Source organism: Type-E symbiont of Plautia stali (assembly GCF_059731115.1).
Window position 1 is genome coordinate 3,850,874 of record NZ_AP035906.1, and the last position, 23,375, is coordinate 3,874,248.

20 protein-coding genes and 3 tRNA genes are annotated in these 23,375 nt (G+C 54.8%); 4 read left to right on the forward strand and 19 right to left on the reverse strand.

Going from position 1 to position 23,375, the window contains the following annotated elements:
* The first annotated feature begins 30 nt into the window (after window positions 1-30).
* Entirely contained in the window at window positions 31-357 is a 327-nt protein-coding gene (gene bsmA / locus AC6I8L_RS17720; RefSeq protein WP_058959551.1) for a biofilm peroxide resistance protein BsmA, read from the forward strand.
* Here bsmA and AC6I8L_RS17725 read toward each other — a convergent pair.
* From AC6I8L_RS17725 to nnr, 15 genes are all read right to left on the reverse strand, one after another.
* Window positions 331-1,959, reverse strand: coding sequence for an isovaleryl-CoA dehydrogenase (locus AC6I8L_RS17725; protein ID WP_058959552.1), 1,629 nt, complete (start codon window positions 1,957-1,959; stop codon window positions 331-333). The genes bsmA and AC6I8L_RS17725 overlap by 27 nt on opposite strands.
* An 89-nt stretch (window positions 1,960-2,048) precedes the next feature.
* The gene (gene rlmB, locus AC6I8L_RS17730) at window positions 2,049-2,783 is read right to left on the reverse strand and encodes a 23S rRNA (guanosine(2251)-2'-O)-methyltransferase RlmB (protein ID WP_034829342.1); all 735 of its coding nucleotides are present in this window, start codon (window positions 2,781-2,783) and stop codon (window positions 2,049-2,051) included.
* Between the two features lie 266 nt (window positions 2,784-3,049).
* Entirely contained in the window at window positions 3,050-5,500 is a 2,451-nt protein-coding gene (gene rnr / locus AC6I8L_RS17735; RefSeq protein WP_479402283.1) for a ribonuclease R, read from the reverse strand.
* A gap of 16 nt (window positions 5,501-5,516) precedes the next feature.
* Window positions 5,517-5,960 carry a nitric oxide-sensing transcriptional repressor NsrR gene (nsrR, locus tag AC6I8L_RS17740; RefSeq protein ID WP_034829346.1) on the reverse strand — a complete coding sequence of 148 codons (444 nt, stop codon included), beginning with the start codon at window positions 5,958-5,960 and terminating at the stop codon, window positions 5,517-5,519.
* A 192-nt stretch (window positions 5,961-6,152) separates the two neighbouring features.
* Window positions 6,153-7,451 carry an adenylosuccinate synthase gene (locus AC6I8L_RS17745; protein ID WP_034829348.1) on the reverse strand — a complete coding sequence of 433 codons (1,299 nt, stop codon included), beginning with the start codon at window positions 7,449-7,451 and terminating at the stop codon, window positions 6,153-6,155.
* A 176-nt stretch (window positions 7,452-7,627) separates the two neighbouring features.
* A complete protein-coding gene (locus AC6I8L_RS17750) occupies window positions 7,628-7,828 on the reverse strand; it encodes a DUF2065 domain-containing protein (protein ID WP_034829350.1) in 201 nt (66 codons plus the stop codon).
* A gap of 58 nt (window positions 7,829-7,886) precedes the next feature.
* On the reverse strand, window positions 7,887-8,891 hold the full coding sequence (gene hflC / locus AC6I8L_RS17755; protein ID WP_034829352.1) for a protease modulator HflC: 1,005 nt from the start codon (window positions 8,889-8,891) through the stop codon (window positions 7,887-7,889).
* A 3-nt stretch (window positions 8,892-8,894) separates the two neighbouring features.
* Window positions 8,895-10,133, reverse strand: coding sequence for an FtsH protease activity modulator HflK (hflK, locus tag AC6I8L_RS17760; protein WP_034829354.1), 1,239 nt, complete (start codon window positions 10,131-10,133; stop codon window positions 8,895-8,897).
* Between the two features lie 113 nt (window positions 10,134-10,246).
* The gene (gene hflX, locus AC6I8L_RS17765; protein ID WP_034829356.1) at window positions 10,247-11,527 is read right to left on the reverse strand and encodes a ribosome rescue GTPase HflX; all 1,281 of its coding nucleotides are present in this window, start codon (window positions 11,525-11,527) and stop codon (window positions 10,247-10,249) included.
* A gap of 80 nt (window positions 11,528-11,607) precedes the next feature.
* On the reverse strand, window positions 11,608-11,925 hold the full coding sequence (gene hfq, locus AC6I8L_RS17770) for an RNA chaperone Hfq (RefSeq protein WP_034829366.1): 318 nt from the start codon (window positions 11,923-11,925) through the stop codon (window positions 11,608-11,610).
* A 110-nt stretch (window positions 11,926-12,035) separates the two neighbouring features.
* A complete protein-coding gene (gene miaA, locus AC6I8L_RS17775) occupies window positions 12,036-12,977 on the reverse strand; it encodes a tRNA (adenosine(37)-N6)-dimethylallyltransferase MiaA (protein WP_479414300.1) in 942 nt (313 codons plus the stop codon).
* On the reverse strand, window positions 12,970-14,838 hold the full coding sequence (gene mutL / locus AC6I8L_RS17780; RefSeq protein ID WP_058959553.1) for a DNA mismatch repair endonuclease MutL: 1,869 nt from the start codon (window positions 14,836-14,838) through the stop codon (window positions 12,970-12,972). Before mutL ends, miaA begins: the two co-directional genes overlap by 8 nt.
* A 42-nt stretch (window positions 14,839-14,880) precedes the next feature.
* Window positions 14,881-16,530 (reverse strand): N-acetylmuramoyl-L-alanine amidase AmiB, encoded by a 1,650-nt coding sequence (gene amiB, locus AC6I8L_RS17785; protein WP_058959554.1) that lies wholly within the window; start codon window positions 16,528-16,530, stop codon window positions 14,881-14,883.
* Window positions 16,527-17,003, reverse strand: a complete 477-nt coding sequence (tsaE, locus tag AC6I8L_RS17790) for a tRNA (adenosine(37)-N6)-threonylcarbamoyltransferase complex ATPase subunit type 1 TsaE (RefSeq protein ID WP_034829377.1) — start codon at window positions 17,001-17,003, stop codon at window positions 16,527-16,529. The genes amiB and tsaE overlap by 4 nt, the downstream gene beginning before the upstream one ends.
* Before the next feature lie 3 nt (window positions 17,004-17,006).
* On the reverse strand, window positions 17,007-18,524 hold the full coding sequence (gene nnr, locus AC6I8L_RS17795) for a bifunctional ADP-dependent NAD(P)H-hydrate dehydratase/NAD(P)H-hydrate epimerase (protein ID WP_072226498.1): 1,518 nt from the start codon (window positions 18,522-18,524) through the stop codon (window positions 17,007-17,009).
* On the opposite strand from nnr, the gene queG reads away from it, so the two are divergent.
* The gene (gene queG, locus AC6I8L_RS17800) at window positions 18,523-19,662 is read left to right on the forward strand and encodes a tRNA epoxyqueuosine(34) reductase QueG (RefSeq protein ID WP_058959555.1); all 1,140 of its coding nucleotides are present in this window, start codon (window positions 18,523-18,525) and stop codon (window positions 19,660-19,662) included. The two genes, nnr and queG, sit on opposite strands and share 2 nt — an antisense overlap.
* A gap of 435 nt (window positions 19,663-20,097) precedes the next feature.
* On the opposite strand, the gene AC6I8L_RS17805 is transcribed toward queG, so the two are convergent.
* The 4 genes from AC6I8L_RS17805 to orn all read right to left on the reverse strand — a co-directional run bounded on the left by AC6I8L_RS17805 (window position 20,098) and on the right by orn (window position 21,221).
* Window positions 20,098-20,173: transfer RNA gene (locus tag AC6I8L_RS17805), tRNA-Gly, on the reverse strand.
* 30 nt (window positions 20,174-20,203) lie between these two features.
* A tRNA-Gly gene (locus tag AC6I8L_RS17810) sits at window positions 20,204-20,279 on the reverse strand.
* 24 nt (window positions 20,280-20,303) lie between these two features.
* Window positions 20,304-20,379: transfer RNA gene (locus AC6I8L_RS17815), tRNA-Gly, on the reverse strand.
* A 293-nt stretch (window positions 20,380-20,672) separates the two neighbouring features.
* The gene (orn, locus tag AC6I8L_RS17820) at window positions 20,673-21,221 is read right to left on the reverse strand and encodes an oligoribonuclease (RefSeq protein ID WP_034829381.1); all 549 of its coding nucleotides are present in this window, start codon (window positions 21,219-21,221) and stop codon (window positions 20,673-20,675) included.
* 103 nt (window positions 21,222-21,324) lie between these two features.
* On the opposite strand from orn, the gene rsgA reads away from it, so the two are divergent.
* Both rsgA and asd read left to right on the forward strand, forming a co-directional pair.
* Window positions 21,325-22,371, forward strand: a complete 1,047-nt coding sequence (rsgA, locus tag AC6I8L_RS17825; RefSeq protein WP_034829385.1) for a small ribosomal subunit biogenesis GTPase RsgA — start codon at window positions 21,325-21,327, stop codon at window positions 22,369-22,371.
* A gap of 93 nt (window positions 22,372-22,464) precedes the next feature.
* On the forward strand, window positions 22,465-23,361 hold the full coding sequence (gene asd, locus AC6I8L_RS17830) for an archaetidylserine decarboxylase (protein ID WP_034829399.1): 897 nt from the start codon (window positions 22,465-22,467) through the stop codon (window positions 23,359-23,361).
* Window positions 23,362-23,375: the final 14 nt, after the last annotated feature.

Below are 23,375 nucleotides of genomic sequence, written 5' to 3' on the forward strand. Positions count from 1 at the left end.
TGGAGCCATCTTCCTTTTCAGGAGCGTGTTATGCATCGCCTTTTACTGGTGTTGAGCCTGTTACTAACCGGTTGTGCCGCGTTTAAGACCACACCGGAAGCCCCACCGCCGCCGACCAGCCACGCGCAGGAAATCAGCCGCGCGCAAAGCTATGGCTTGCGCAAGCTGGGCAATATTACGGTCTCTACCCGTGGTTCACCGGATGATGCCGAGCGCGCACTGGCCGCACGCGCGAATCAGGCGGGTGCGGTTTACTATCAAATCCTGATGCTGGATGAAACCACGCTGCCCGGTTTTTGGTACGGTACTGCGATTCTCTATGGTGCGCCTTCAGCCAGCGCTGGCGCGCAACAGTAAGCGCGTGCAGAGGTCGTCACTCAACGAACGTCGCCCCCGCATATCCAGGTGTTGATCGCACCAGCCATCGGCCAGCGGCGGTTCTGCCACTTTCAACAGAATCGCTGCACTCGCCAGTTGTAACAGTTCCTGCGTCACCTCACGTGCCATACCTTCCCGCACATGGTTGAGCTGCAGCCTTAACTGGCGCCAGCGACGATCAAAGTGGCGATTGCTGCCTTTTACCGCTTCAAATTCATCGTTGAGCATGGTCATGACGTCCGCCTGACGACCCAGCACGCGCAGCACGTCGAGGCACATCACGTTGCCAGAACCCTCCCAGATGCTGTTGACCGGCATCTCACGGTACAGACGCGGCAGTTCACTCTCTTCACAGTAGCCGATGCCGCCCAGCACTTCCATCGATTCAGCCACAAACGGCATGCCCGCTTTGCAGATGCCAAACTTGGCGGCGGGGGTGAACAGTCGCGCGTACAAACGCTCGTGCTCGCTGGCGGGCGTGGACCATGCGCGCGCTAATCGCATCAGCAGCGCGGTTTGCCCTTCCAGTTGCAGAGCCTGCTGCGCCAGCACGGTGCGCATTAATGGCTGATCGCTAAGGTTTTTGCCCATCACCTGACGCTGCTGCGCGTGATGCAGGGCAATCGACAAAGCGCGGCGCATTAAGCCATGGCTGCCTAAGGCGCAATCAAAGCGCGTCATGCCGCCCATTTTCAGGATCAGCCGCACGCCATCGCCCTCTTCGCCCATCAACCAGCCAATCGCATCCTGAAATTCCACTTCGGCGCTGGCATTAGAGCGGTTGCCGAGCTTGTCCTTCAGGCGCTCGATGCGAATCGCGTTGCGCGTGCCATCAGGCAGCAGACGCGGCAGAAAGAAACAGCTCAGCCCTTGCGAAGTCTGCGCCAGAATGAGATGCGCATCGCTTTGCGGCACAGAGAAAAACCATTTGTGACCGGTGATCCTATACGGTTCACCCGTGCCGCGTGCCCCAATGGGTTCCGCGCGCGTGCTGTTGCTGAGCACATCGGTTCCTCCCTGCTTCTCGGTCATGCCCATGCCAATCAACAGGCCGCGCTTTTTGTTGCCCGGCTGGTGATGCGCATCGTAGCGATCGCTCAGCAGCGCCTCGCGCCAATCCGCGTAGGCTTCCGGCAGATGATTTTGCAGTAGCGGAATGGCGGCGTGAGTCATGGTCACCGGACAGAGCGAACCCGCTTCGACCTGAGCATGCAGCATAAATCGCGCTGCACGCGCCACCATCGCATTGGGCTGCACATCGGGCTGCCAGCTGAGGTTGTGCAGGCGGCTGGCACATAATCCCTGCATTAGCAGATGCCAGGCCGGGTGAAAGCGCACCTCGTCCAGCCGCTCACCGCGTGCGTCGTAGCGCTGCAGTTCCGGCGGTTGGGTATTCGCCAGCCGGCCTAACTCCAGCGATTCGGCGCTGCCCAGTTGCAATCCGACAGAGGCCAGCCATTCGCGGTCCCAGCCAGCACCCTCACGTGCCACGGCCTCGCACAAAGCGATATCGCGGGTGAATAAATTGCTGTTACTGAGAGGATGGGGCTGATTGAAAACGCTGTGGGTTGTCCAGGTCATAATGTGGCATCTCCCTCATAAAACGCATGGTTCAAGTATGAGGGGGATGTGCAGTTATGCCTGGCTCAGAAACACTTTTGCGGAAGGGATCACGCCAAACGCTGACGTACCGCTTCGAACAGGCAGACGCCGGTGGCGACAGAGACGTTCAGTGAAGAGACGCTGCCAGCCATTGGGATGCTGATCAGCTCATCACAGTGTTCACGGGTCAGACGACGCATGCCTTCGCCTTCCGCACCCATCACCAACGCCATCGGGCCAGTCATTTTGCTCTGGTACACGGTGTGATCGGCTTCACCTGCGGTGCCAACCACCCAGATGTTGTACTCCTGCAGTAAACGCAGGGTACGTGCCAGGTTGGTGACGCGAATCAATGGCACGTTCTCTGCTGCACCACTGGCGACTTTTTTCGCCGTGGCATTCAGCGGGGCGGCACGATCTTTCGGCACGATGACGGCATGCACGCCCGCAGCATCGGCGCTACGCAGGCAGGCACCGAGATTATGCGGATCGGTAACGCCATCCAGTACCAGTAGAAACGGTTTTTCCAGGCTTTGCAGCAGATCCGGCAGATCGCCTTCCTGATAGTTTTTACCCTGTTTGACGCGTGCCACGATGCCTTGATGCACACCGCCTTCCACCTGGCTGTCGAGCCATTGGCGGTTAGCCACCTGAACCACAATTCCCTGAGCTTCCAGTGCGGCAATCAGCGGCTGCAGGCGACGATCGTCACGGCCTTTGAGAATAAAGACTTCCTGGAAACGCTGAGGATCACGTTCCAGCAGCGCCTGCACGGCATGAATACCAAAAATTATTTCACTCATTTGTTTGCTCAAGGTTGGATGTATCGATTTGAAAATTTGAGTATTAATTTCGGTGCACATAACTGCGCACCCTACAAAACGCGCTGATTTAACGTACGCTCGTCGTCACAACACGCTGAACTAACTTAAAGTCGCCATCACTACGCACTTATCCATTATCTGTCGCGCGGGCGCCATCACAGCACGCTGGCCTAACTTTGGGGCGCCGTTTAAGGCGACCCCAGCTTCAAAGTGCGATCAGGTCTTCAGGCTTCGCGAGCCAACCCTCAAGCTTCGTTCGGTTTCTTCTTCGACCCGCGCTTGGCCTTGGTGGCGGCGGCGATTTTACGGGTTTTCTCAGAGACTTTTTTGCCTTTTTTATCAGTTTTTGCCGATTTTTCAGCAGGCGCATGCTGCTTCTTCTCGCTGCGGAACGCTGAATCTGGCTCGAAGGTGCCCTTTTTACCCGCATCACGACGACGTCTTGCGGGCGGCTTGCCGCCGCGCTTCTCACGTTCGCGCTCGGTTTTACCCTCGCCGCGCGGTACGCGCTTGCTGGAGATGAGCGCAAAGTCGATTTTGCGCTCATCCATGTGCACCGCTTCCACACGCACTTCCACCGTATCGCCTAAACGATAAGTACGGCCACCAGATTCGCCAATCAGACGCTGACCAATCGGATCGAAACGGTAGTAATCGTTGTCCAGCGAAGAGACGTGCACCAGGCCATCGATAAACAGATCGTTGAGACGTACAAAGAAGCCAAATCCGGTCACGCTGGAGATTACGCCGCTAAACACGTTGCCAACCTGATCCTGCATAAAGTCACATTTCAGCCAGTCCGCGACATCACGCGTGGCTTCATCAGCACGGCGTTCGGTCATCGAACAGTGCTGACCGAGCTGCAACATCTGCTGCATATCGTAGTGATAGCCGCCGTTTGGCGTGGTGTTACCTTTCAGCGTGCCCTGCTCTTTCGCCAGCAGGTATTTGATCGCGCGGTGCAGCAGCAGATCAGGGTAGCGGCGAATCGGTGAGGTGAAGTGCGCATAGGACTGCAACGCCAGGCCAAAGTGACCACGGTTTTCAGGATCGTACACCGCTTGCTTCATTGAGCGCAGCAACATGGTTTGCAGCATTTCTGCATCGGGGCGATCGGCTACTTGCTTGAGCAATTCGGCATAGTCGACAGGCTGCGGTTTCGCGCCACCTGGCAGGCTCAAGCCCAGCTCGTTCAATACGGTGCGGAAGCTTTTGATGCTATCTTCGGTTGGACGATCATGATCGCGGAACAGTGACGGTTCCTGATGCTTCTCAACATAACGCGCCGAGGCGATGTTGGCGAGAATCATGCACTCTTCGATCAGCTTGTGCGCATCGTTACGCACGGTACGTTCAACGCGATCAATACGACGCTCCGCATTGAAGATAAATTTGGCCTCTTCCGTTTCGAAGGAGATGCCGCCACGCTGCTCACGTGCGATTTCCAGCTCCTGATACATGTGATGCAGCTCTTCAAGGTGTTTAACCTGTGCTGCATACTGCTCACGCAGCTCGGTATCCCCCTGCAGAATGTTCCACACCTTGGTGTAGGTCAGACGCGCATGGGAGTTCATCACAGCCTCGTAGTGCTTATAGCCAGTGAGTTTGCCGCTGGAAGAGATGGTCATCTCGCATACCATGCAGAGGCGATCAACCTGTGGATTCAGCGAGCACAGTCCGTTGGAGAGGATCTCCGGCAGCATCGGCACCACTTGCGATGGGAAGTAGACCGAGGTGCCGCGTTGATGCGCTTCGTTATCTAACGCTGTGCCTGGGCGCACGTAATAACTGACGTCAGCAATCGCCACCCATAGACGCCAGCCACCACCGCGCTTTTTCTCACAGTAGACGGCATCGTCAAAGTCACGCGCATCTTCACCATCAATGGTAACGAGCGGTAATTCACGCAGATCGACGCGCCCTTTTTTTGCCTCCTCTGGCACCTGCTCTTTCAGTTTCGAAATCTCTTTCTCAACTTCTTCCGGCCAGGTATGTGGGATCTCGTGGGTGCGCAGCGCCATATCGACCGCAAGACCGGTGCCCATGTTATCGCCGAGAATCTCGGTGACCTTACCAATGGCTTTGGTGCGACGGGTTGAGCGCTGGACGATCTCTACAACCACCACCGAGCCCATGCGCGCGCCCTGGGTTTCTTCCTGCGGAATCAGGATGTCGAAGCTCAGGCGGCTGTCATCCGGCACCACAAAACCGGTGCCGGCATCGGTAAAGTAACGGCCAACAATCTGGCTGTTGCGTGGTTCCAGCACGCGCACCACGCGCGCTTCACGGCGACCTTTACGGTCTGCACTACCCGGCTGTGCCAGAATCACATCACCGTGCAGGCAGAATTTCATCTGCTCAGCAGACAGATAGAAATCATCTTTCTGGCCTTCGACGCGCAGGAAGCCATAGCCATCACGGTGACCAATCACTTTACCGCGCAGTAAGTCGAGGCGTTCTGGCAGGGCGTAACATTGACGACGAGTAAACACCAGCTGACCGTCACGCTCCATGGCGCGCAGACGACGGCGCAGCGCTTCAAGCTGCTCTTCGCTGGTGATATTCAATTCCTGGGCAATTTCATCACGATTGATGGGTTTCTCACGCTTTTCTAACAGCGCCAGAATAAATTCGCGGCTTGGAATGGGGTTGTCGTACTTTTCTGCTTCTCTATCCTGGTAAGGATCTTTTGACATTACGGTTCCTCCGATGTCATTTAATTTGGATTGCCACCGGCGGTTCGGACAATAAAATTTGGTACAGTGAATCGTTATCTTTGACCAGATCGGCCAATGTATAGTTATCCAACTCTTTGAGGAATAACTGGACCGCATCGTGCAGCGCCTTGCGCAGACGACAGGCCGGTGTGATGGCACACTCCTCACAGTTCACCAGCTGCAAAGGCTCCATTTTTCTCACTACCTGACCAATGACGATTTTTTCCGGGTCCATGCCTAAACGAATTCCGCCGTTTTTACCGCGTGTCGCGGCGACAAAGCCAGCCCGGCTGAGTTGGTTGATGATTTTAACCATATGGTTACGCGACACCCCGTAGGTATCGGTGACTTCGGTAATGTTGGTCTGCTTACCTTCCGGCAACGTCGCCATGTAAATCAGCGCACGCAGACCATAATCGGTGAAACTCGTTAGCTGCACATATACCTCGGTGAATCATCGGGCGTTAGGGTTATGCGCCGGTCGGCGTGGTGTTTAAGTATGATGATAAACCAGAGCGTGGAAGCCGGTGCGTTTTTTCTTAAGCAAGTATCGATAATTGCAAGAAAAAAGAGAGTGAGCGGAGTCAAAGAGCGGATAAACAAAGGCCGGACAGTGTCCGGCCATGTCAGATTATGCGTCGAACGGGTCGCGCAGAATCATGGTCTCACTACGGTCCGGGCCAGTTGAAATAATATCAATCGGCACACCGGTCACTTCTTCTACACGCTTGATGTAGTCACGCGCGGCCTGTGGCAGACCTTCCAGCGTTTTCACGCCAAAGGTGGTTTCGCTCCAGCCTGGCATGGTTTCGTAGATTGGCTCAATACCTTCCCAACCTTCCGCTGCCAGTGGCGTAGTGGTCATTTCGCGGCCATCAGGCATGCGGTAAGCCACACAGATTTTCACTTCTTTCAGGCCATCCAGCACGTCCAGTTTGGTCATGCAGAAACCTGACAGGGAGTTGATCTGCACTGCGCGACGTACGGCAACCGCATCCAGCCAGCCGGTACGACGACGGCGACCGGTGGTCGCGCCAAACTCGTGGCCCTGAGCACACAGGAACTCGCCAGTTTCGTCAAACAGTTCTGTAGGGAACGGACCCGCACCAACACGCGTTGAGTAAGCTTTAACGATACCCAGCACGTAATCAACATAACGTGGGCCAATACCGGAGCCCGTCGCCACGCCACCTGCGGTGGTGTTAGACGAGGTCACGTACGGATAAGTACCGTGGTCGATATCCAGCAGCGTACCCTGCGCACCTTCGAACATGATCAGATCGCCACGCTTGCGCGCACCGTCCAACAGGTCAGAAACGTCAACCACCATGCTGGTCAGAATGTCAGCCACAGCCAACGTATCGCTCAGCACTTTTTCGTAGTCAACCGCATCAGTTTTGTAGTAGTTAACCAGCTGGAAGTTGTAGAAATCGACGATTTCTTTCAGCTTAACGGCGAAGGTTTCTTTATTGAAGAGGTCGCTCACGCGCAGACCGCGACGTGCAACTTTATCTTCGTAAGCTGGACCGATACCACGACCGGTGGTACCAATCGCTTTGGCGCCACGCGCTTTTTCGCGCGCCACGTCCATCGCGACGTGATATTGCAGAATCAGTGGACATGCTTCAGAGATCAGCAGACGTTCACGTACCGGCACACCGCGCTCTTCCAGACCTTTCATCTCTTTCATCAGCGCTTCAGGCGACAATACAACACCATTACCAATGATGCTGGTCACGTTATCACGCAGGATGCCAGATGGAATTAAGTGGAGGACGGTTTTTTCACCGTTGATGACAAGTGTATGGCCTGCATTGTGGCCACCCTGGTAACGCACAACGAAATTCGCGCGTTCAGTCAGAAGGTCTACGATCTTACCTTTACCTTCGTCACCCCATTGGGTGCCCAGTACGACGACGTTCTTACCCATTTTTTCAAAATCACCGATTGCTTAAAAATGGATTCTACCATCGGTTTTGCTCACTTTCAGCACTTTTAGCATACGATTGCGCGGTTTTTTGCCCGCGTTTTGATCAATACAACATGTTGGGGGAAACATCGACTGCAAGACACAATTTAGCCGTGCGTTATCGCTCAAATTTAACGCTATGCGCTCGCGTGCACGCTCAGCATGTAATAAATCACCACGCCCGCTACCACTAATCCACCACCAAAACGATGCAGGATGCGATCGGGCAACTGCGCCATAGACAGAATCATGCGGCGCCAGATACGCGGCAGAAACATCGGACCCAGCCCTTCCAGCACCAGTACTAATGCCAGCGCCATCCAGATGGTTGTGTTCATTCTATTTTTCCCAAAAAAAAGGCCGACAACATTGTCGGCCTCAAGGTTATATCAGTTCTTAACGCGCGGTGTTAGTCGGTGCCTTCATAAAGCGGAAGAAATCGCTATCCGGGCTCAACACCATCACATCCTGGTTATCAGAGAAGCTGTTCTCGTAAGCACGCAGGCTGCGGATAAAGGCATAGAAATCAGGATCCTGACCGAAAGCATCTGCAAACAGTTTTGCTGCCTGCGCATCACCTTCACCACGTGAAATCAATGCCTGACGCTGAGCTTCAGCCAAAGTACGTGTGACCTGGTAATCCGCCTGAGCACGCAGTTTTTCAGCCTCTTCCTGACCTTGTGAGCGCTGGCTACGGGCAACCGCTTCACGCTCAGCGCGCATACGGTTGTAGATAGCATCAGACACTTCAGCTGGCAGGTTGATCTGCTTGATGCGTACGTCAACCACCTGAATACCCAGGGCAGCCATACTGTTCGGATTCGGTGCTGGCTCGCTGCTGTTGGTTTCACGCTCTACGCGGGCTGCCGCGCTGGCAATCGCATCATCTGCGGCTGGCGTCTGCACTTCGTCATCACTGCCTGCGGTACCGGTGTTCAACGCATCACGCACGTCGGTGGTCAAACGACCACGTGAATCCGTCACGATGTCTTTCACATCCAGGCGACCCATCTCAGAGCGCAGACGGTCACTAAACTTACGTTTCAGCAGCACTTCAGCCTGAGAAACATCACCACCGCCAGTTGCCAGGTAGTAGCGGCTAAAATCACTGATACGCCACTTGATGTAGGAATCAACGATCAGGTCTTTCTTCTCTTTGGTAACAAAGCGATCGGCCTGGTTGTCCATGGTCTGGATACGTGCATCCAGTGACTTCACAGTTTCAATGAATGGGATCTTGAAATGCAGACCCGGCTCATAAACCTGCGGCTTGTTCTCGCTATCGCGCAGAACTTTACCGAAGCGCAGCACGATACCGCGCTCACCTTCTTGCACCACAAACAGCGATGCGTACAGCGCCACCAGGACGACAATAATTACGGCAATAATTGGCTTACGCATCGATTACTCCCTCCCTGCGCGCTGGGTATCGTTGCGTAACGCATTGGCGCGACGCTGGTCCATGATGCTGCTCGGACTATAAGACGAAGAGTCATCATTGCTGGCACTGCTGCCAGACGAAGGCAGCTTCATCAAATTAGTGTTTTTCTGGCCTGCCTGGCTGCCAGAAATCTGACCACCACGCATCAGTTGATCCAGCGGCAGCACCATCAGGCTGTTACCACGGTCGTTAACCAGGACTTTACGCGTATGGCTCAGCACACGTTCCATACTTTCGATATACAGACGCTCTTTGGTGATTTGCGGTGCGGCTTTATATTCCGGCAGCAGTAAAGCAAAGCGTGCCACTTCACCCTGCGCTTCTAACACCGTGCGCTCTTTGTATGCACGGGCCTCTTCCAGAATACGCTGCGCCTGCCCGTTCGCACGCGGCTGCACTTCATTCGAATAAGCTTCTGCTTCACGCACGTACTGCTCGCGGTTTTCACGTGCGGCGATGGCATCGTCAAACGAGGCCTTCACTTCTTCCGGTGGACGTGCCGCCTGGAAGTTGACGTCAAGCAGGGTAATACCCATGTTGTAAGGACGGATGGTTTCATCCAGCTCACGTTGGGTTTCGCTACGCACCACGGTACGGCCTTCGGTGAGGATACGGTCCATGGTAGAACGACCAATCACCCCGCGCAGTGCACTGTCGGTGGCCTGACGCAAACTGTCGTCAGCGCTGGTGACCGCATACAAATACTGCTCAGGATTGGTTACGCGGTACTGCACGTTCATTTCAACGCGCACCACGTTTTCGTCCGAAGTCAGCATCACGCCAGAGGCGGCCAGTTCACGCACGGCTTCAACGTTAACGGCACGCACCTGATCGATAAAGGTTGGCTTCCAGTTCAGGCCCGGCTCAACCAGATGGCTGAACTTACCAAAACGGGTCACAACGCCACGTTCTGCTTCTTTGATGGTGTAGAAACCGCTGGCAGCCCAGATGACCACTGCGGCTACGGCAACGATGCCAACCAGTTTGCCACCGCTACCGCCGCCGCGCTGGCCATTGTTGTCACTCTGTTTGCCACCGCCCAGTCCGCCGAGTTTTTTACTCAGCTTACGGAAGATATCATCCAGATCAGGAGGCCCCTGATCGCGCCCTCCCTTATTTCCCCCAGAGTTGCCGCCTTGATTATTGCTGCTTCCCCACGGGTCGCGGTCCTGTCCGTTATTTCCGGGCTGATTCCACGCCATGTTTCTACTCCATTTATTGTATTTACGTTTTTTACCCTTCCTCTTTCGAATTGCGGCCCAGAGAAATAATTGCAGCAATTTTCAACAAGTTAGGTAAAGGCGTTAGGGCAATATCAAACAATATAACTGGCTAATGACGGTTCCTGTTTGCACAAACGACGCCAGTCAACGATCGGCATTCGCACATGCATACCTACAGAACCATCATCTTCATTCCATTCTTTCTCAATCGCCTGCAGTTGGTAGAAGCGGCTGCGCAAACGGCCCGCTTCTGGCGGCAGACGTAAATCATACTGCGCAATTTCACCGGCTAAGCGTTCAGATAACGCCTGCCAAAGTAAGGGTAGACCTTCACCGCTCTGAGCAGAAAGCCAGACGCGTGTCGGCTTATTCTCTTCATCACGATCAATACGCGGCACAAAACCGTCCAGCATGTCGATTTTATTCATAATCAACAGCGTGGGAATTTCATCCGATTCGATTTCAGCCAATACTTCATTGACGGCTTCGATGTTGTCATTGACGCGCAAATCGGCGGCGTCAATCACGTGCAGCAATAGCGTCGCCTGACGTGTTTCCTGCAGTGTGGCTTTAAAAGCCGCCACTAAGTCATGCGGTAAATGGCGGATAAACCCTACGGTATCCGCTAAAACCACCTCACCCACGTCTGCCACATTCAGGCGACGCAGTGTCGGATCGAGGGTCGCAAACAGCTGATCGGCCGCATATACATTGGCTGACGTCACCGCATTGAACAGGGTAGATTTGCCGGCGTTGGTGTATCCCACCAGCGAAACGGTCGGCACATCGGCTTTGGCACGTGCTTGTCGGCCCTGTTCGCGCTGCTTCTCCACACGCTCAAGGCGAGAAAGGATGAGACTAATGCGATTACGCAGTAAGCGGCGGTCCGTTTCCAGCTGCGTTTCTCCGGGACCACGCAAACCAATACCGCCTTTTTGGCGCTCAAGGTGCGTCCATCCACGCACCAAACGGGTTGCCATGTGGCGTAACTGTGCCAGCTCGACCTGTAATTTACCCTCATGGGTACGGGCGCGCTGAGCAAAAATATCGAGAATTAAGCCAGTGCGGTCGACAACGCGACATTCACACACTCGCTCGAGATTACGTTCCTGGGCAGGCGATAAGGCATGATCGAATAATACGACCGATGCTCCACTCGCTTTCACCGCATCGGCAATTTCAACTGCCTTTCCTTCACCGACAAAATATTTGGGATGTGGCGCTTTACGGCTGCCAGTAATCACATGCAGCGCTTCGACGCCCGCAGAAGAGACAAGAGTTTCGAACTCCTGCAAATCTTCCAGCTCTTTGTCTTGGGAGAACCAGATGTGTACCAGTACGGCCTGCTCACCGGCATCATAACGGTCAAACAAGCTATAACCTCGCTAAAATAAAATAACCAGGACGGGAAAACGCTTTCGCTCCCCAGCCCTGGCTTCACGGCAGCGCAAAATTATTCTGCGTTATCGCCGTCTTGTTGTGGCTGCGACTGAGCGCCCTGGTTGCTTCCGCTATGGTGGTAATTGCTGCTGCCACCGCTACCGCCCGGGTTGTTGCTATGGTGCGAGACCGGACGAGAAGGAACCACTGTAGAGATGGCGTGCTTGTACACCATCTGGCTAACTGTGTTTTTCAACAGAATGACGAACTGATCAAAGGATTCAATTTGTCCTTGCAGCTTAATACCATTCACCAAATAGATCGAAACCGGTACACGTTCACGACGCAATGCGTTCAAAAACGGGTCTTGTAATGATTGCCCCTTAGCCATTCTATCTTTTCCTTATATGCTTGTTGTTTGTTACTTTAAGAACCGTGGTTCAGAAAAACTGCGTAAAAATTTGCGCACGATAACGGACCAATTGTACACAATCATCCCTGCTACGCACTAACTACCTGAAGCACCGCATTACGGGCTAATTCTGGCTCGTCACTGTCTAACCAATGGACGTTTGGCCAGCCACGTAACCAGGTCATCTGGCGTTTAGCGAGCTGCCGGGTGGCGCAAATTCCCCGATAAACCATTTCGTCGTAATCGATTTCACCAGAGAGATAAGACCACATCTGGCGATAACCTACACAACGAATGGAAGGCATATCCGTATGCAAATCACCTCGTGCAAACAATTCACGAGCCTCCGCTTCAAATCCTGACGCTAGCATCTGGTCGTAACGCAACGCAATGCGTTGATGTATCAGTTCACGATTCGCCGGAGCGATAGCAAACTGGTACACGTCGTAGGGTAACGCTTCGCCGGATGTTTTTGTCAGTTCCGTTAAAGTTTTACCCGAAATAAAAAAAACTTCCAGTGCTCGCGAAAGTCTCTGCGGATCATTCGGATGAATACGACTACCGGCGACCGGATCGATTTCACACAGCTGGCGGTGTAGGTCTTCCCACCCTTTCTCCGCCGCCATTTGCTCTATCCGCTGACGCACCTCGGGATCGGCCGAGGGCAACGGCGACAATCCTTCAAGCAACGCCTTGAAGTAGAGCATGGTTCCACCAACAAGCAACGGAATCTTACCCTTTTGGGTAATCTCCGCCATTTCTGCCAGCGCATCGCGACGAAACTCAGCGGCGGAATACGCTTCCGCCGGATCGCGAATGTCCAGCAAACGATGGGGCGCCAGTGCTAACTCTTCTGCCGACGGTTTCGCCGTGCCAATATCCATCCCGCGATAGATTAAGGCAGAGTCAACGCTGATAAGTTCCACCGGAAGTTGCTGACGCAGCGAAATCGCTAATGCCGTCTTACCGGAGGCGGTAGGCCCCATCAAAAAAATTGCCTTTGGCCGGCTAGCCTGGTTTAGTTCACTCATGCTTCAACGCGTTAATCGCGCTCTCAATCTCAATGGTCTGTAACAGACCTGAAGGCGGCGACTTGAGCAGATGCGGGCATAGCCTTTCCAGCTCTGCCAGCAGTGCAATCGCCTGCGAGTGATTCCAGTGAGCGTGTTCTGCATCATCACGACGTGCCAGCCATTGGGCCAACGCAGATGCAGAAACCTCTTGCTGCCGGGCCAAGTAGCCTAACAGTTCTGGAATCAAGATTTGTAAATTTTGTGTGCGTAACGGTAAAGGGACGGCGCGTAAGGTGACGTGCTGACCTTCTCGTTGTAAATCAATGCCCATCAGCCTCAATAACGCGCCCTGAACATCGATCACATTCAACTCTTCTTTGGCAATTTTCAGCCGGACCGGGATCAGTAAAGGTTGAGGTTTCAAGCCCTCTTCTTCCGGTTGTAACTGGGCCTGTTTCAGCCAGCGTGAGGCCACATTCAGTGACAACAACTGTAATTGATGACCCCGCTCCAGCAGCGCATATTGCTCATGCATCACGCTCAGCACACGACCAAAACTTTGCGCATGTGCAGCCAACGGCGCTTCGCGTGCTTCAGGCTGACGCACGGGAGCCGGTTGCGGCGCGGCGGCGCGAGGGGTTTCGGCCACAGGCGTTTTCATTAACTGCTGGTAGGCGGCACCTTCACGAGCTCGATACACCGGCTCTTTATTCTGCCAACCCGCGTGCGTTCCCGCTGCCGCACCGCCGCTGCTGGAGCTGGTGCTATTGCGTGTTGTGTTCGCCGGTTGCGCAAAATGATTCGCGCCTGCGGCCTGTCGGTTCTCTGGCTGCCACTTTGGCGCAGGCTCTTCCGCATGAGCGATGGGCAACTCTGCGGCACGGCTCGCCTGCAAAGCACTCATGACGCCCTGCCAGATGAAATCATGCACCAGCCGTGACTGGTGAAAACGGACTTCGTGCTTGGCGGGATGAACGTTGACATCAACCTGATGGGGATCGATCTCCAGATACAGCACATAAGCGGGCTGTTGATCTTCCCCCAACTGCGTCTGATACGCCTGCCGAATCGCATGGTTGATCAGCTTGTCACGCATCATGCGGCCATTGACGTAACAATATTGCAGATCCGTCACCTGACGTGACCCGGCGGGATCGGCCACCCATCCACGCAACGCCAAATCGTCATGCTGCCAGTCAATGCGCAGAGCATGTTGCATAAAGGGGGTGCCACAGATAGCGCCAAGACGGCGTTCACGCTGCGCTTCCTGATCCACCGCGCGATACTGGCGAATCATCTTGCCGTTGTGGGTCAGCGAAATTGCCACGTCAAAGCGCGCCAGCGCGATACGGCGAATCACTTCATCGATATGGGTAAATTCGGTCTTCTCAGTGCGCATGAACTTGCGCCGCGCCGGGGTGTTGTAAAACAGATCGAGCACTTCCAGCGACGTCCCGACAGGATGTGCAGCAGGTTTCACCGTGACATCCATATCACGTCCTTCCGCATAGGCTTGCCAGGCTTCGTGTTGATCCGCGGTGCGAGAGGTTAGCGTGAGGCGTGAAACCGAACTGATACTGGCGAGGGCTTCGCCGCGAAAACCGAGGCTCATAATCGCCTCAAGATCATCCAGCGAAGCAATTTTACTGGTGGCATGGCGAGCCAATGCCATGGCCAGTTCGGCTTTGGCGATGCCACAACCGTTATCGCGGATGCGAATCAACTTCGCGCCGCCTTTTTCGATATCAACGTCAATGCGCGTCGCGCCGGCATCAAGACTGTTTTCCACCAGCTCTTTTACGACCGATGCCGGGCGCTCAACCACTTCGCCGGCGGCAATCTGGTTCGCCAGCTGCGGCGGTAAAATCTGTATTGGCATGGTGGTGATCCTTTAAGCAGACTGGCGCCGCAGCGCCAGCAATCAGGATTGTGGAATCTTTAAGTTTTGCCCCAGCATCACGTTGCTCGACTTCATATTATTCGCCTGCATGATGGCTTTGGGGCTGACACCATAATGAGCGGCGATCCCAGTGAGTGAATCACCGCGTACCACTTTGTGTCGGGTAGGACGACTCGCAGCGGTCACGCTCACGCCCGATTTTGCCGGGACTTTCAAACGTTGCCCGACCCACACCACATCGCGTTTCAGGCTATTGAGGTCACGCAGAGTTGCCATGCTGACACCGTATTTGGCGGCAATGCCTGACAACGTCTCACCACGCGTCACCGTATGGCGCTGCGTCGCGCCAGTGTATTGCACGGTTCCGGTTGCCGGGTTGCTGGCAACGCTAACCGCTGGTGCGCTGTCCAGCGGCCGGTTTTCCTCCTTTGGGATGGATTGCAGCGGATGCGCGAGGAAATAGTTGCGCAGTCCTTTATAAATCGACTGAGCAATTTTCTCCTGATACGCGCTGCTGCCAAGCAGCCGCTCCTCCGCCGCGTTACTGATAAAGCCAGTCTCAACCAGTAAAGAAGGGATATCCGGGGAACGCAACACGCCTAAGCTGGCATGCTCCGGTAAACGTTTGTGCAACGGCGTCACGCCGCGCAGTTGCTGCAGCACTTTCACCGCGACATCATAGCCAACGCGCTGTGAATGCCCGAATTGCAGATCCAGTACCGCCTGGCTTAAGTAAGGATCAGCCTGGCTGTTTGCCAGTAAATCACCGGCACCGCCCAGCAATTCGGACTGCTTCTCTTTCTGTTCCAGCCAGTTCGCCATTTCGTTATTGGCGCGGCGGTTTGATAACACCCAAACGGATGCGCCGGTCGCCGAATGGTTGGGCGCGGCGTCGGCGTGAATCGATACCAGTAAATTGGCATTCTCTTTTCGCGCCACCTCGGAACGACCCATCACCGAGATAAAGTAATCGCCGTTTCGCGTCAGCACGGGCTTAAACATCGGGTCCTGATCCATCAGCGCTTTCAGTTTGCGCGCAATGGCAATGGTGACGTTCTTCTCGTGCAGGCCATGCTGGCCCGATGCGCCGGGATCCTGACCACCGTGGCCGGCGTCAATCGCCACAATCACCCTGTCATTGCGTGAAACGGCGCCACCCGGACGTACCGTGGTGTTGCTGCTGGTGACGGTGGTCACCGGATTGGCATTAAAGGGATTCGCCGCACTCTCGCTCTGGCGAGCGGTGGTCACCGGTGCGGCAGCAGTGCTGCGTTTTGCCGGTTGCGTACCGCGAATGGTAAACACCACGCGATACTGATTGCCATCACGCTGAGTGGTAGCACGCGTGTGCGCCGCCTGCGTCAGTTCGAACACCAAACGAATACTCTGTTTATCTTTCGGCTGGCTATTGCGAATGCGTTGTACGATGTTTTCGCCGCTAAAGTTCAGCGGTAAGCCCTTAATCGCGCCACTTTGACGAATATCCAGCACCACGCGATTGGGATTATGCAGCGGGAAGAAGCCATATACGGGCTGGCCGTTAAAGCTCAGCGTGACGGTTGCCTGACTGTCGCCGTTTTCGACTTTGATATCTGACAAGCTGGCAGACAACGCCGAAGCAGAAACGAGACAGAGCGCAGCCAGCAGAATCCCTTTCATCCATGAAGTCATGCCGATTCCCTGCCTTGCTGGAACTGGGCCAGCAGCGTTTCACCCACTGCAGAAACCGCGCTGATCTCCGCTTCTCGCGCCGCATCCACGTAACGCAACGTCAATGCCAGATCGGGCTCGGGTAATACGCCAGCGCCCTGCTGCGGCCATTCGACCAGGCACAATGCATCCCCGCTGAAGTAATCGCGGATACCCATAAACTCCAGCTCTTCAGGATCGGCCAGGCGATAAAGATCGAAGTGATACAGCGTGCGTGAGCCGAGTTCGTACGGCTCCACCAGCGTATAGGTTGGGCTTTTGACGTTACCCTGATGGCCAAGCGCCTGCAAAAAGCCGCGGCTAAACGTGGTTTTACCGGCGCCGAGATCGCCATAAAGATAGATCACCAACGCGCTGCTGCAAACGCGGGCAAGTTGCGCACCCAGATTTAGGGTTGCCGCCTCATCGGGCAAAGGGATAACACAGGTTTTCATGCTTTATTGTTGGATCATCTCTGGATTAACAAACTGCCACAGCAGTTCGAACAAATCAGTGGCTAACATGCCGCGCGTACCGCGCTGCCGGGCAACTGCATCAGCTGCTGCACCGTGTGCGACACAGCCCGCGCAGGCTGCCTCAAGTAAAGTCAGTTTCTGGCCTAGCATGGCCGCAATGATACCGCTCAGGACATCGCCCATGCCGCCGGATGCCATCCCCGCATTGCCTACATCCGCAATCGCGATGTCACCTGCCGCGCTGGTCACGATCGTGCCTGCGCCTTTCAGCACCACCACACCGCCGTAACGTTTAGCGAGCGTTTGCGCCGCCTGTAAGCGGTCGCGTTCGACCTCACTGGTCTTCACGCCTAACAGCCGTGCGGCCTCGCCAGGATGCGGAGTAATGATGCGATTCTGACGGTAATCCGGCTTGATTGCCAGCAGGTTAAGCGCATCAGCATCCCAAAGCATCGGCTTTTCACTGGCCGCGACTTTTTTCAGTGCCTTCTGAGCCCACTCACGTTGTCCCAGTCCGGGCCCGATAGCGATCACGTCAGCCCATTGCAGGGCCTGTTCCAGCGTTTCTTCACGTAGCGCATCGACCATGAGCTCCGGCCGAGCGGTCAGAATCGGGCCGATATTATCTTCATGCGTGAGCACGCGCACAAGCCCAGCACCACTGCGCAGCGCCGCTTCCGCCGTCATTCGAATCGCCCCGGCGGTGCCGGTATCCCCTCCCACTACCACTAAACATCCATGGTCACCTTTGTGCGAAGTGGCTTTTCGTGGTTTCAGCCAGTGCACCAGATCAGCCGCATCGTAGCGTTGAATGGGATCCGTCTCGCCTGCGAGGAAGGTGTTCAGCCCTAGCGCATCACAATGTAACCGCCCCACGTGATCGCGAGCTTTACCCGTCAACAATCCCGGTTTCAGCACAATCATACTCAGGGTGACATCCGCGTTGATGGCATTGCCAGGCGTGGTGCCAGTGGCAGCATTCAATCCCGATGGAATATCTATCGCGAAGATGGGCGCGGCATGTGCATTGGCCAGATCAATCAATTCAGCGTAAGGCGCGGCTGGCGCACGATTGATGCCAGTGCCGAGCAATGCATCGATGATCACATCAATGTTTTGCGGCCATGACGCATCCGGGGCATGTATCACCCCGCCCGCCGCCAGCCAGGCTTCTTGCGCCTGTTGCGCTTCTTCCGGCAAGGGTTGATTACCGCTGCACGCCAGCAATGTGACGCGCAATCCTGCCGCCTGTGCCAGCCGCGCCACCACATAGCCATCGCCCCCGTTATTACCCTGTCCGCACAGAATCAGCCAGTGCTGCGCCTGCGGCCACTGTGCCCGCACTCGCTCATAGCTCGCCTGCCCGGCGCGCAGCATTAATTCGTACAAGGTTAAACCCAGGCTATCCGCCGCATCGCGCTCCAGTTGCCCTATCGCCTGCGCAGGCCAGACAGAGTGTGGTAAACTGCGCGGGTTTGCTTCAATTGCCTGGTTTCTCATGTCATACCCTTTCGATCTTCAACAGATTGCCCACCAAATTAAACAGTGGGGGCGCGAACTCGGCTTTCAGCAGGTTGGTATTTGCGATACCGATCTTAGCGCTGAAGAGCCCAAATTACAGGATTGGCTGGAGAAGCAGTATCACGGAGAGATGGACTGGATGGCGCGCCACGGCATGATGCGTGCGCGTCCGAATGAACTCCTGCCCGGCACACTGCGCGTGATCAGCGTGCGCATGAACTACCTTCCGGCCAAAGCGGCGTTTGCCAGCACCTTAAAAAATCCTCAGCTTGGCTATGTCAGCCGTTATGCGCTGGGCCGCGATTATCACAAAGTATTGCGCAATCGCCTGAAAAAGCTTGGAGAGTTAATCCAGGCGCATTGTGGCGAACTCAATTTCCGCCCGTTTGTTGATTCCGCCCCCATCCTTGAACGCCCGATTGCCGCCAAAGCAGGCCTGGGCTGGACCGGCAAACACTCGCTCATTCTCAATCGCGAAGCCGGTTCCTGGTTCTTTCTCGGCGAGTTGCTGATTGATTTGCCGCTGCCCGTCGATCAGCCACAGGAAGAACAGTGCGGTCGCTGCGTCGCCTGCATCACTATTTGCCCGACTTCCGCTATCGTTGAACCTTATGTGGTTGATGCGCGGCGCTGTATTTCCTATCTCACCATCGAACTCGAAGGCGCGATACCGGAAGAGTTCCGCCCGCTGATTGGTAATCGCATCTATGGATGTGACGATTGCCAGCTTATCTGTCCGTGGAATCGTTATGGTCAGTTGACCGATGAAGATGATTTCTCGCCGCGCGCGGTGCTGCACGCGCCGCCGTTGGTGGATCTCTTCAAGTGGGATGAAGCGAAATTCTTGCGAGTCACTGAAGGCTCTGCGATTCGCCGCATCGGCCACTTACGCTGGCTGAGGAATATCGCAGTGGCATTGGGCAATGCGCCCTGGGCAGAAGAAAATCTGGCGGCGTTGCAAATGCGTAGCGGTGAAAACGCCATGCTGGATGAGCATATTGACTGGGCCATCGCGCAGCAATTACAGAGACGTGCGGCACAGAGCGTGGATGTTCAGCCCGCGAAGAAACAGCGCCTGGTACGTGCCGTCGAGAAAGGCCTGGCCCGTGATGCGTGATTGAACAATCGCGCAGGATAAAATCCTTTTCCACATGCTGTGAATAAAATTATAAAGCCGAATAGTGACGGGGATCATTATATCGTCTACCAAGACTATTCACAGACTGAAATACCTTTAATTCATTAATAATCAATTAGTTAAATGATTATTGTAAACATTTAATTAGAATATTGCGCGCAGGGGCTTGTCCAGAGCTTGTGGATAACTCTGTTCAAAACAGTTTTGCAGATAGGGTAAAACGCCGTCAGTACGTTGCAGGCGCATTGTGGATAACCTGTAAGATAACTGCAACAGACTACAGGCATCGTTGGTGCTAATGCGGTACGTAAAATTTCCAGAAAGAAAACCAGGCCGCATAAGATCGATAAAGACTGCAGCAGTTTTAAGTCTGATTACGCCCGAGAGCAAATAACATTAGTGAATATGAAAATCTGGAGCGGGAAACGAGACTCGAACTCGCGACCCCGACCTTGGCAAGGTCGTGCTCTACCAACTGAGCTATTCCCGCAAAGAGGTTACTACTAACTAAAACAGATTTTGGAGCGGGAAACGAGACTCGAACTCGCGACCCCGACCTTGGCAAGGTCGTGCTCTACCAACTGAGCTATTCCCGCAAAGAGGTTACTGCTAACGAAGTTTGGAGCGGGAAACGAGACTCGAACTCGCGACCCCGACCTTGGCAAGGTCGTGCTCTACCAACTGAGCTATTCCCGCATAATCTTCGTCTTTCAATTTGCTGCCGCGTTAGCTTCCTTCACTCACACAGGTCACTTACTGACGTAAGCTCTCTGTGATTCGTTCAGTTGCTGCCTTGCCGCAAACCGAAATACTTGATTCTGGAACTTCGCGTTACTGCTGCGCACCGTAATAAATTCTTCACCGGTACGGGGTGCGCATTATACGAGAAATCCTTTCAGTCGCAAGAGTCTAAAAGCAAAATTTTGCGCTTTCAGTGCGTTTGCTGATTTAATCAGCAACCTGATGATTTCCTGCGCACCCTTAGGCGATTAAAGCTGCAAGAAGTGTTCGCGGTAGTACGCCAACTCGGCAACGGACTCGCGGATATCATCCAGCGCCTGGTGACTGCCCGCTTTTTTGAAGCCCGGCAGGATATCGGGTTTCCAGCGACGCGCCAGTTCTTTCAGCGTGCTGACATCCAGATAACGGTAGTGGAAGTAGGCTTCCAGCTCCGGCATGTATTTGAACAGGAAGCGGCGATCCTGGCCGATGCTATTGCCGCAAATCGGAGAAGTGTTAGCCGGAACCCACTGCTTGAGAAATTCAATGGTCGCCAGTTCTGCAGCACGATCGTCGTACTGGCTGGCTTTCACGCGTTCAACTAAACCGCTGTTGGTGTGCGTGCGCACGTTCCACTCATCCATTAATGCCAACTGCTCATCAGACTGATGCACCGCAAATACCGGGCCTTCTGCCAGGATATTCAGGTTGGCATCGGTGACGATCGTGGCGATCTCAATAATGCGATCCTGCTCCGGATCCAATCCGGTCATTTCCAGGTCGATCCAAATCAGATTATTTTCATTTCCAGCTGTCATGCGTTTCCCGCCTATTGCCAAAGTCGTCATTACACTCGTTTCAGGTGTATCATAGACGTTTTGCCCAGCGGGGCGAAGCCTGGCGAAAGCCGTGAGAGGATGCGTGAGCAAAAATAAACTGTCGAAGGGTCAACAACGTCGCGTAAGCGCTAACCATCAGCGTCGTCTGCAGCAACGGAATGAAAAGCCGGAACCGGATGACAACCTGTTTGGAGAAGCGAGCGAAGGCGTGGTGATCAGCCGTTTCGGCATGCACGCAGATGTGGAAGACGGCGTAGGCGAAGTGCATCGCTGCAATATCCGTCGCACCATTCGCTCGCTGGTCACCGGCGACCGTGTGCTGTGGCGTGCGGCGATTGGCGGCGGTAAAGGCATCGTGGAAGCGGTTCATGAACGTAAAACGGTGCTGACGCGTCCGGATTTCTATGATGGCGTCAAACCGATTGCGGCCAACATTGATCAGATCATCATTGTATCGGCGATCCTGCCGGAGCTGTCGCTCAATATCATCGATCGTTATCTGGTGGCCAGTGAAACCCTGGGCGTTGAGCCGCTGCTGGTACTGAACAAAACTGATCTGCTCGACGCGGAAGCCCGCGCGTTTGTCGATGAGCAGATGGATATCTATCGTAAAATTGGCTATCGCGTGTTGATGGTTTCCAGCCGTGCCAAAGATGGCCTGGCGGAGCTGGAACAGGCCTTAACCGATCGCGTGAGCATTTTTGCCGGTCAATCAGGCGTGGGTAAATCCAGTTTGCTGAACAACCTGTTGGGACTGGAATTGGCGGGCGATGAGATTCTGACCAACGATGTGTCTGATAACTCCGGTCTGGGCCAGCACACCACCACCGCTTCGCGCCTGTATCACTTCCCGCACGGCGGCGACGTGATCGATTCTCCAGGCGTACGTGAATTCGGTTTATGGCATCTGGAGCCGGAACAAATCACCCGTGGATTTGTCGAATTCCGTGAGTTTATCGGCGGTTGCCGTTTCCGCGACTGCAAGCATGATACCGATCCCGGCTGTGCCATTCGCGAAGCGGTAGAAGAAGGGACGATTAACATCTCGCGCTTCGATAACTACCACCGGATTCTGGAGAGTATGGCGCAGGTAAAAACGCGTAAAAACTTTTCCGCCAGCGAAGATTAACGGGTACAACGGCACATTCGCCAACTGACCGGGGCGCTGCTACAATCCGCCCCCTTTTGTGTAAACCAAGCGTAATTAAGCCAGGAGGCAACGGTGTTTGATCGTTTTAAACTCGGCCTGAATCATATTCTGCCTAAAAAAGGGCTGACCGAACTTGCCGGCTGGGGCGCCAGTCGTCGCGGTGGCTGGCTGACCAAAGCGGTCATCGACATGTTTGTCTGGTACTACAAAGTGGATATGGCGGAAGCCAGCAAACCCCACACCGGTAGCTATCGCACCTTTAATGATTTCTTCGTGCGTCCATTAAAAGAGGGCGCGCGCCCGATTGACCCGGATGCCACCCTGCTGGCGCTGCCAGCTGATGGCGCGGTGAGCCAGTTAGGCCGCATTGAAGGCGATCAGATCTTCCAGGCGAAAGGCCATTACTATTCGCTGCAGGCCCTGCTGGCCGGTAACGACGATCTGGCAGAGAAGTTCGTCGATGGTGAGTTCATCACTACCTATCTTGCTCCGCGCGATTACCACCGTGTGCACATGCCGTGTAACGGCATACTGCGTGAAATGATTTATGTGCCGGGCGATCTCTATTCTGTGAACCCACTGACAGCACGTAACATCCCGAACCTGTTTGCACGCAATGAGCGTGTGATCTGCGTCTTCGATACCGATCATGGCCCGATGGTACAGATTCTGGTGGGTGCGACCATTGTCGGCAGCATCGAAACCGTGTGGGCGGGCACCATTACGCCACCACGTGAAGGGGTGATTAAACGCTGGCGTTATCCTTCAGCGGATCACGACGGCGCCGTTGTGTTGTTGAAAGGTCAGGAAATGGGGCGTTTCAAACTCGGTTCGACGGTGATTAACCTGTTCGCACCGGGCCGCGTGAAGCTGGCGGAAAGTCTCGAAGCCGAGAGTAAAACCCGTCTTGGCCAACCGCTGGCGATTGCCCTGCCGCAGCCCGGCGACAGCGCCCCGCTCGCTGAATAACCGGAACCTCTCCC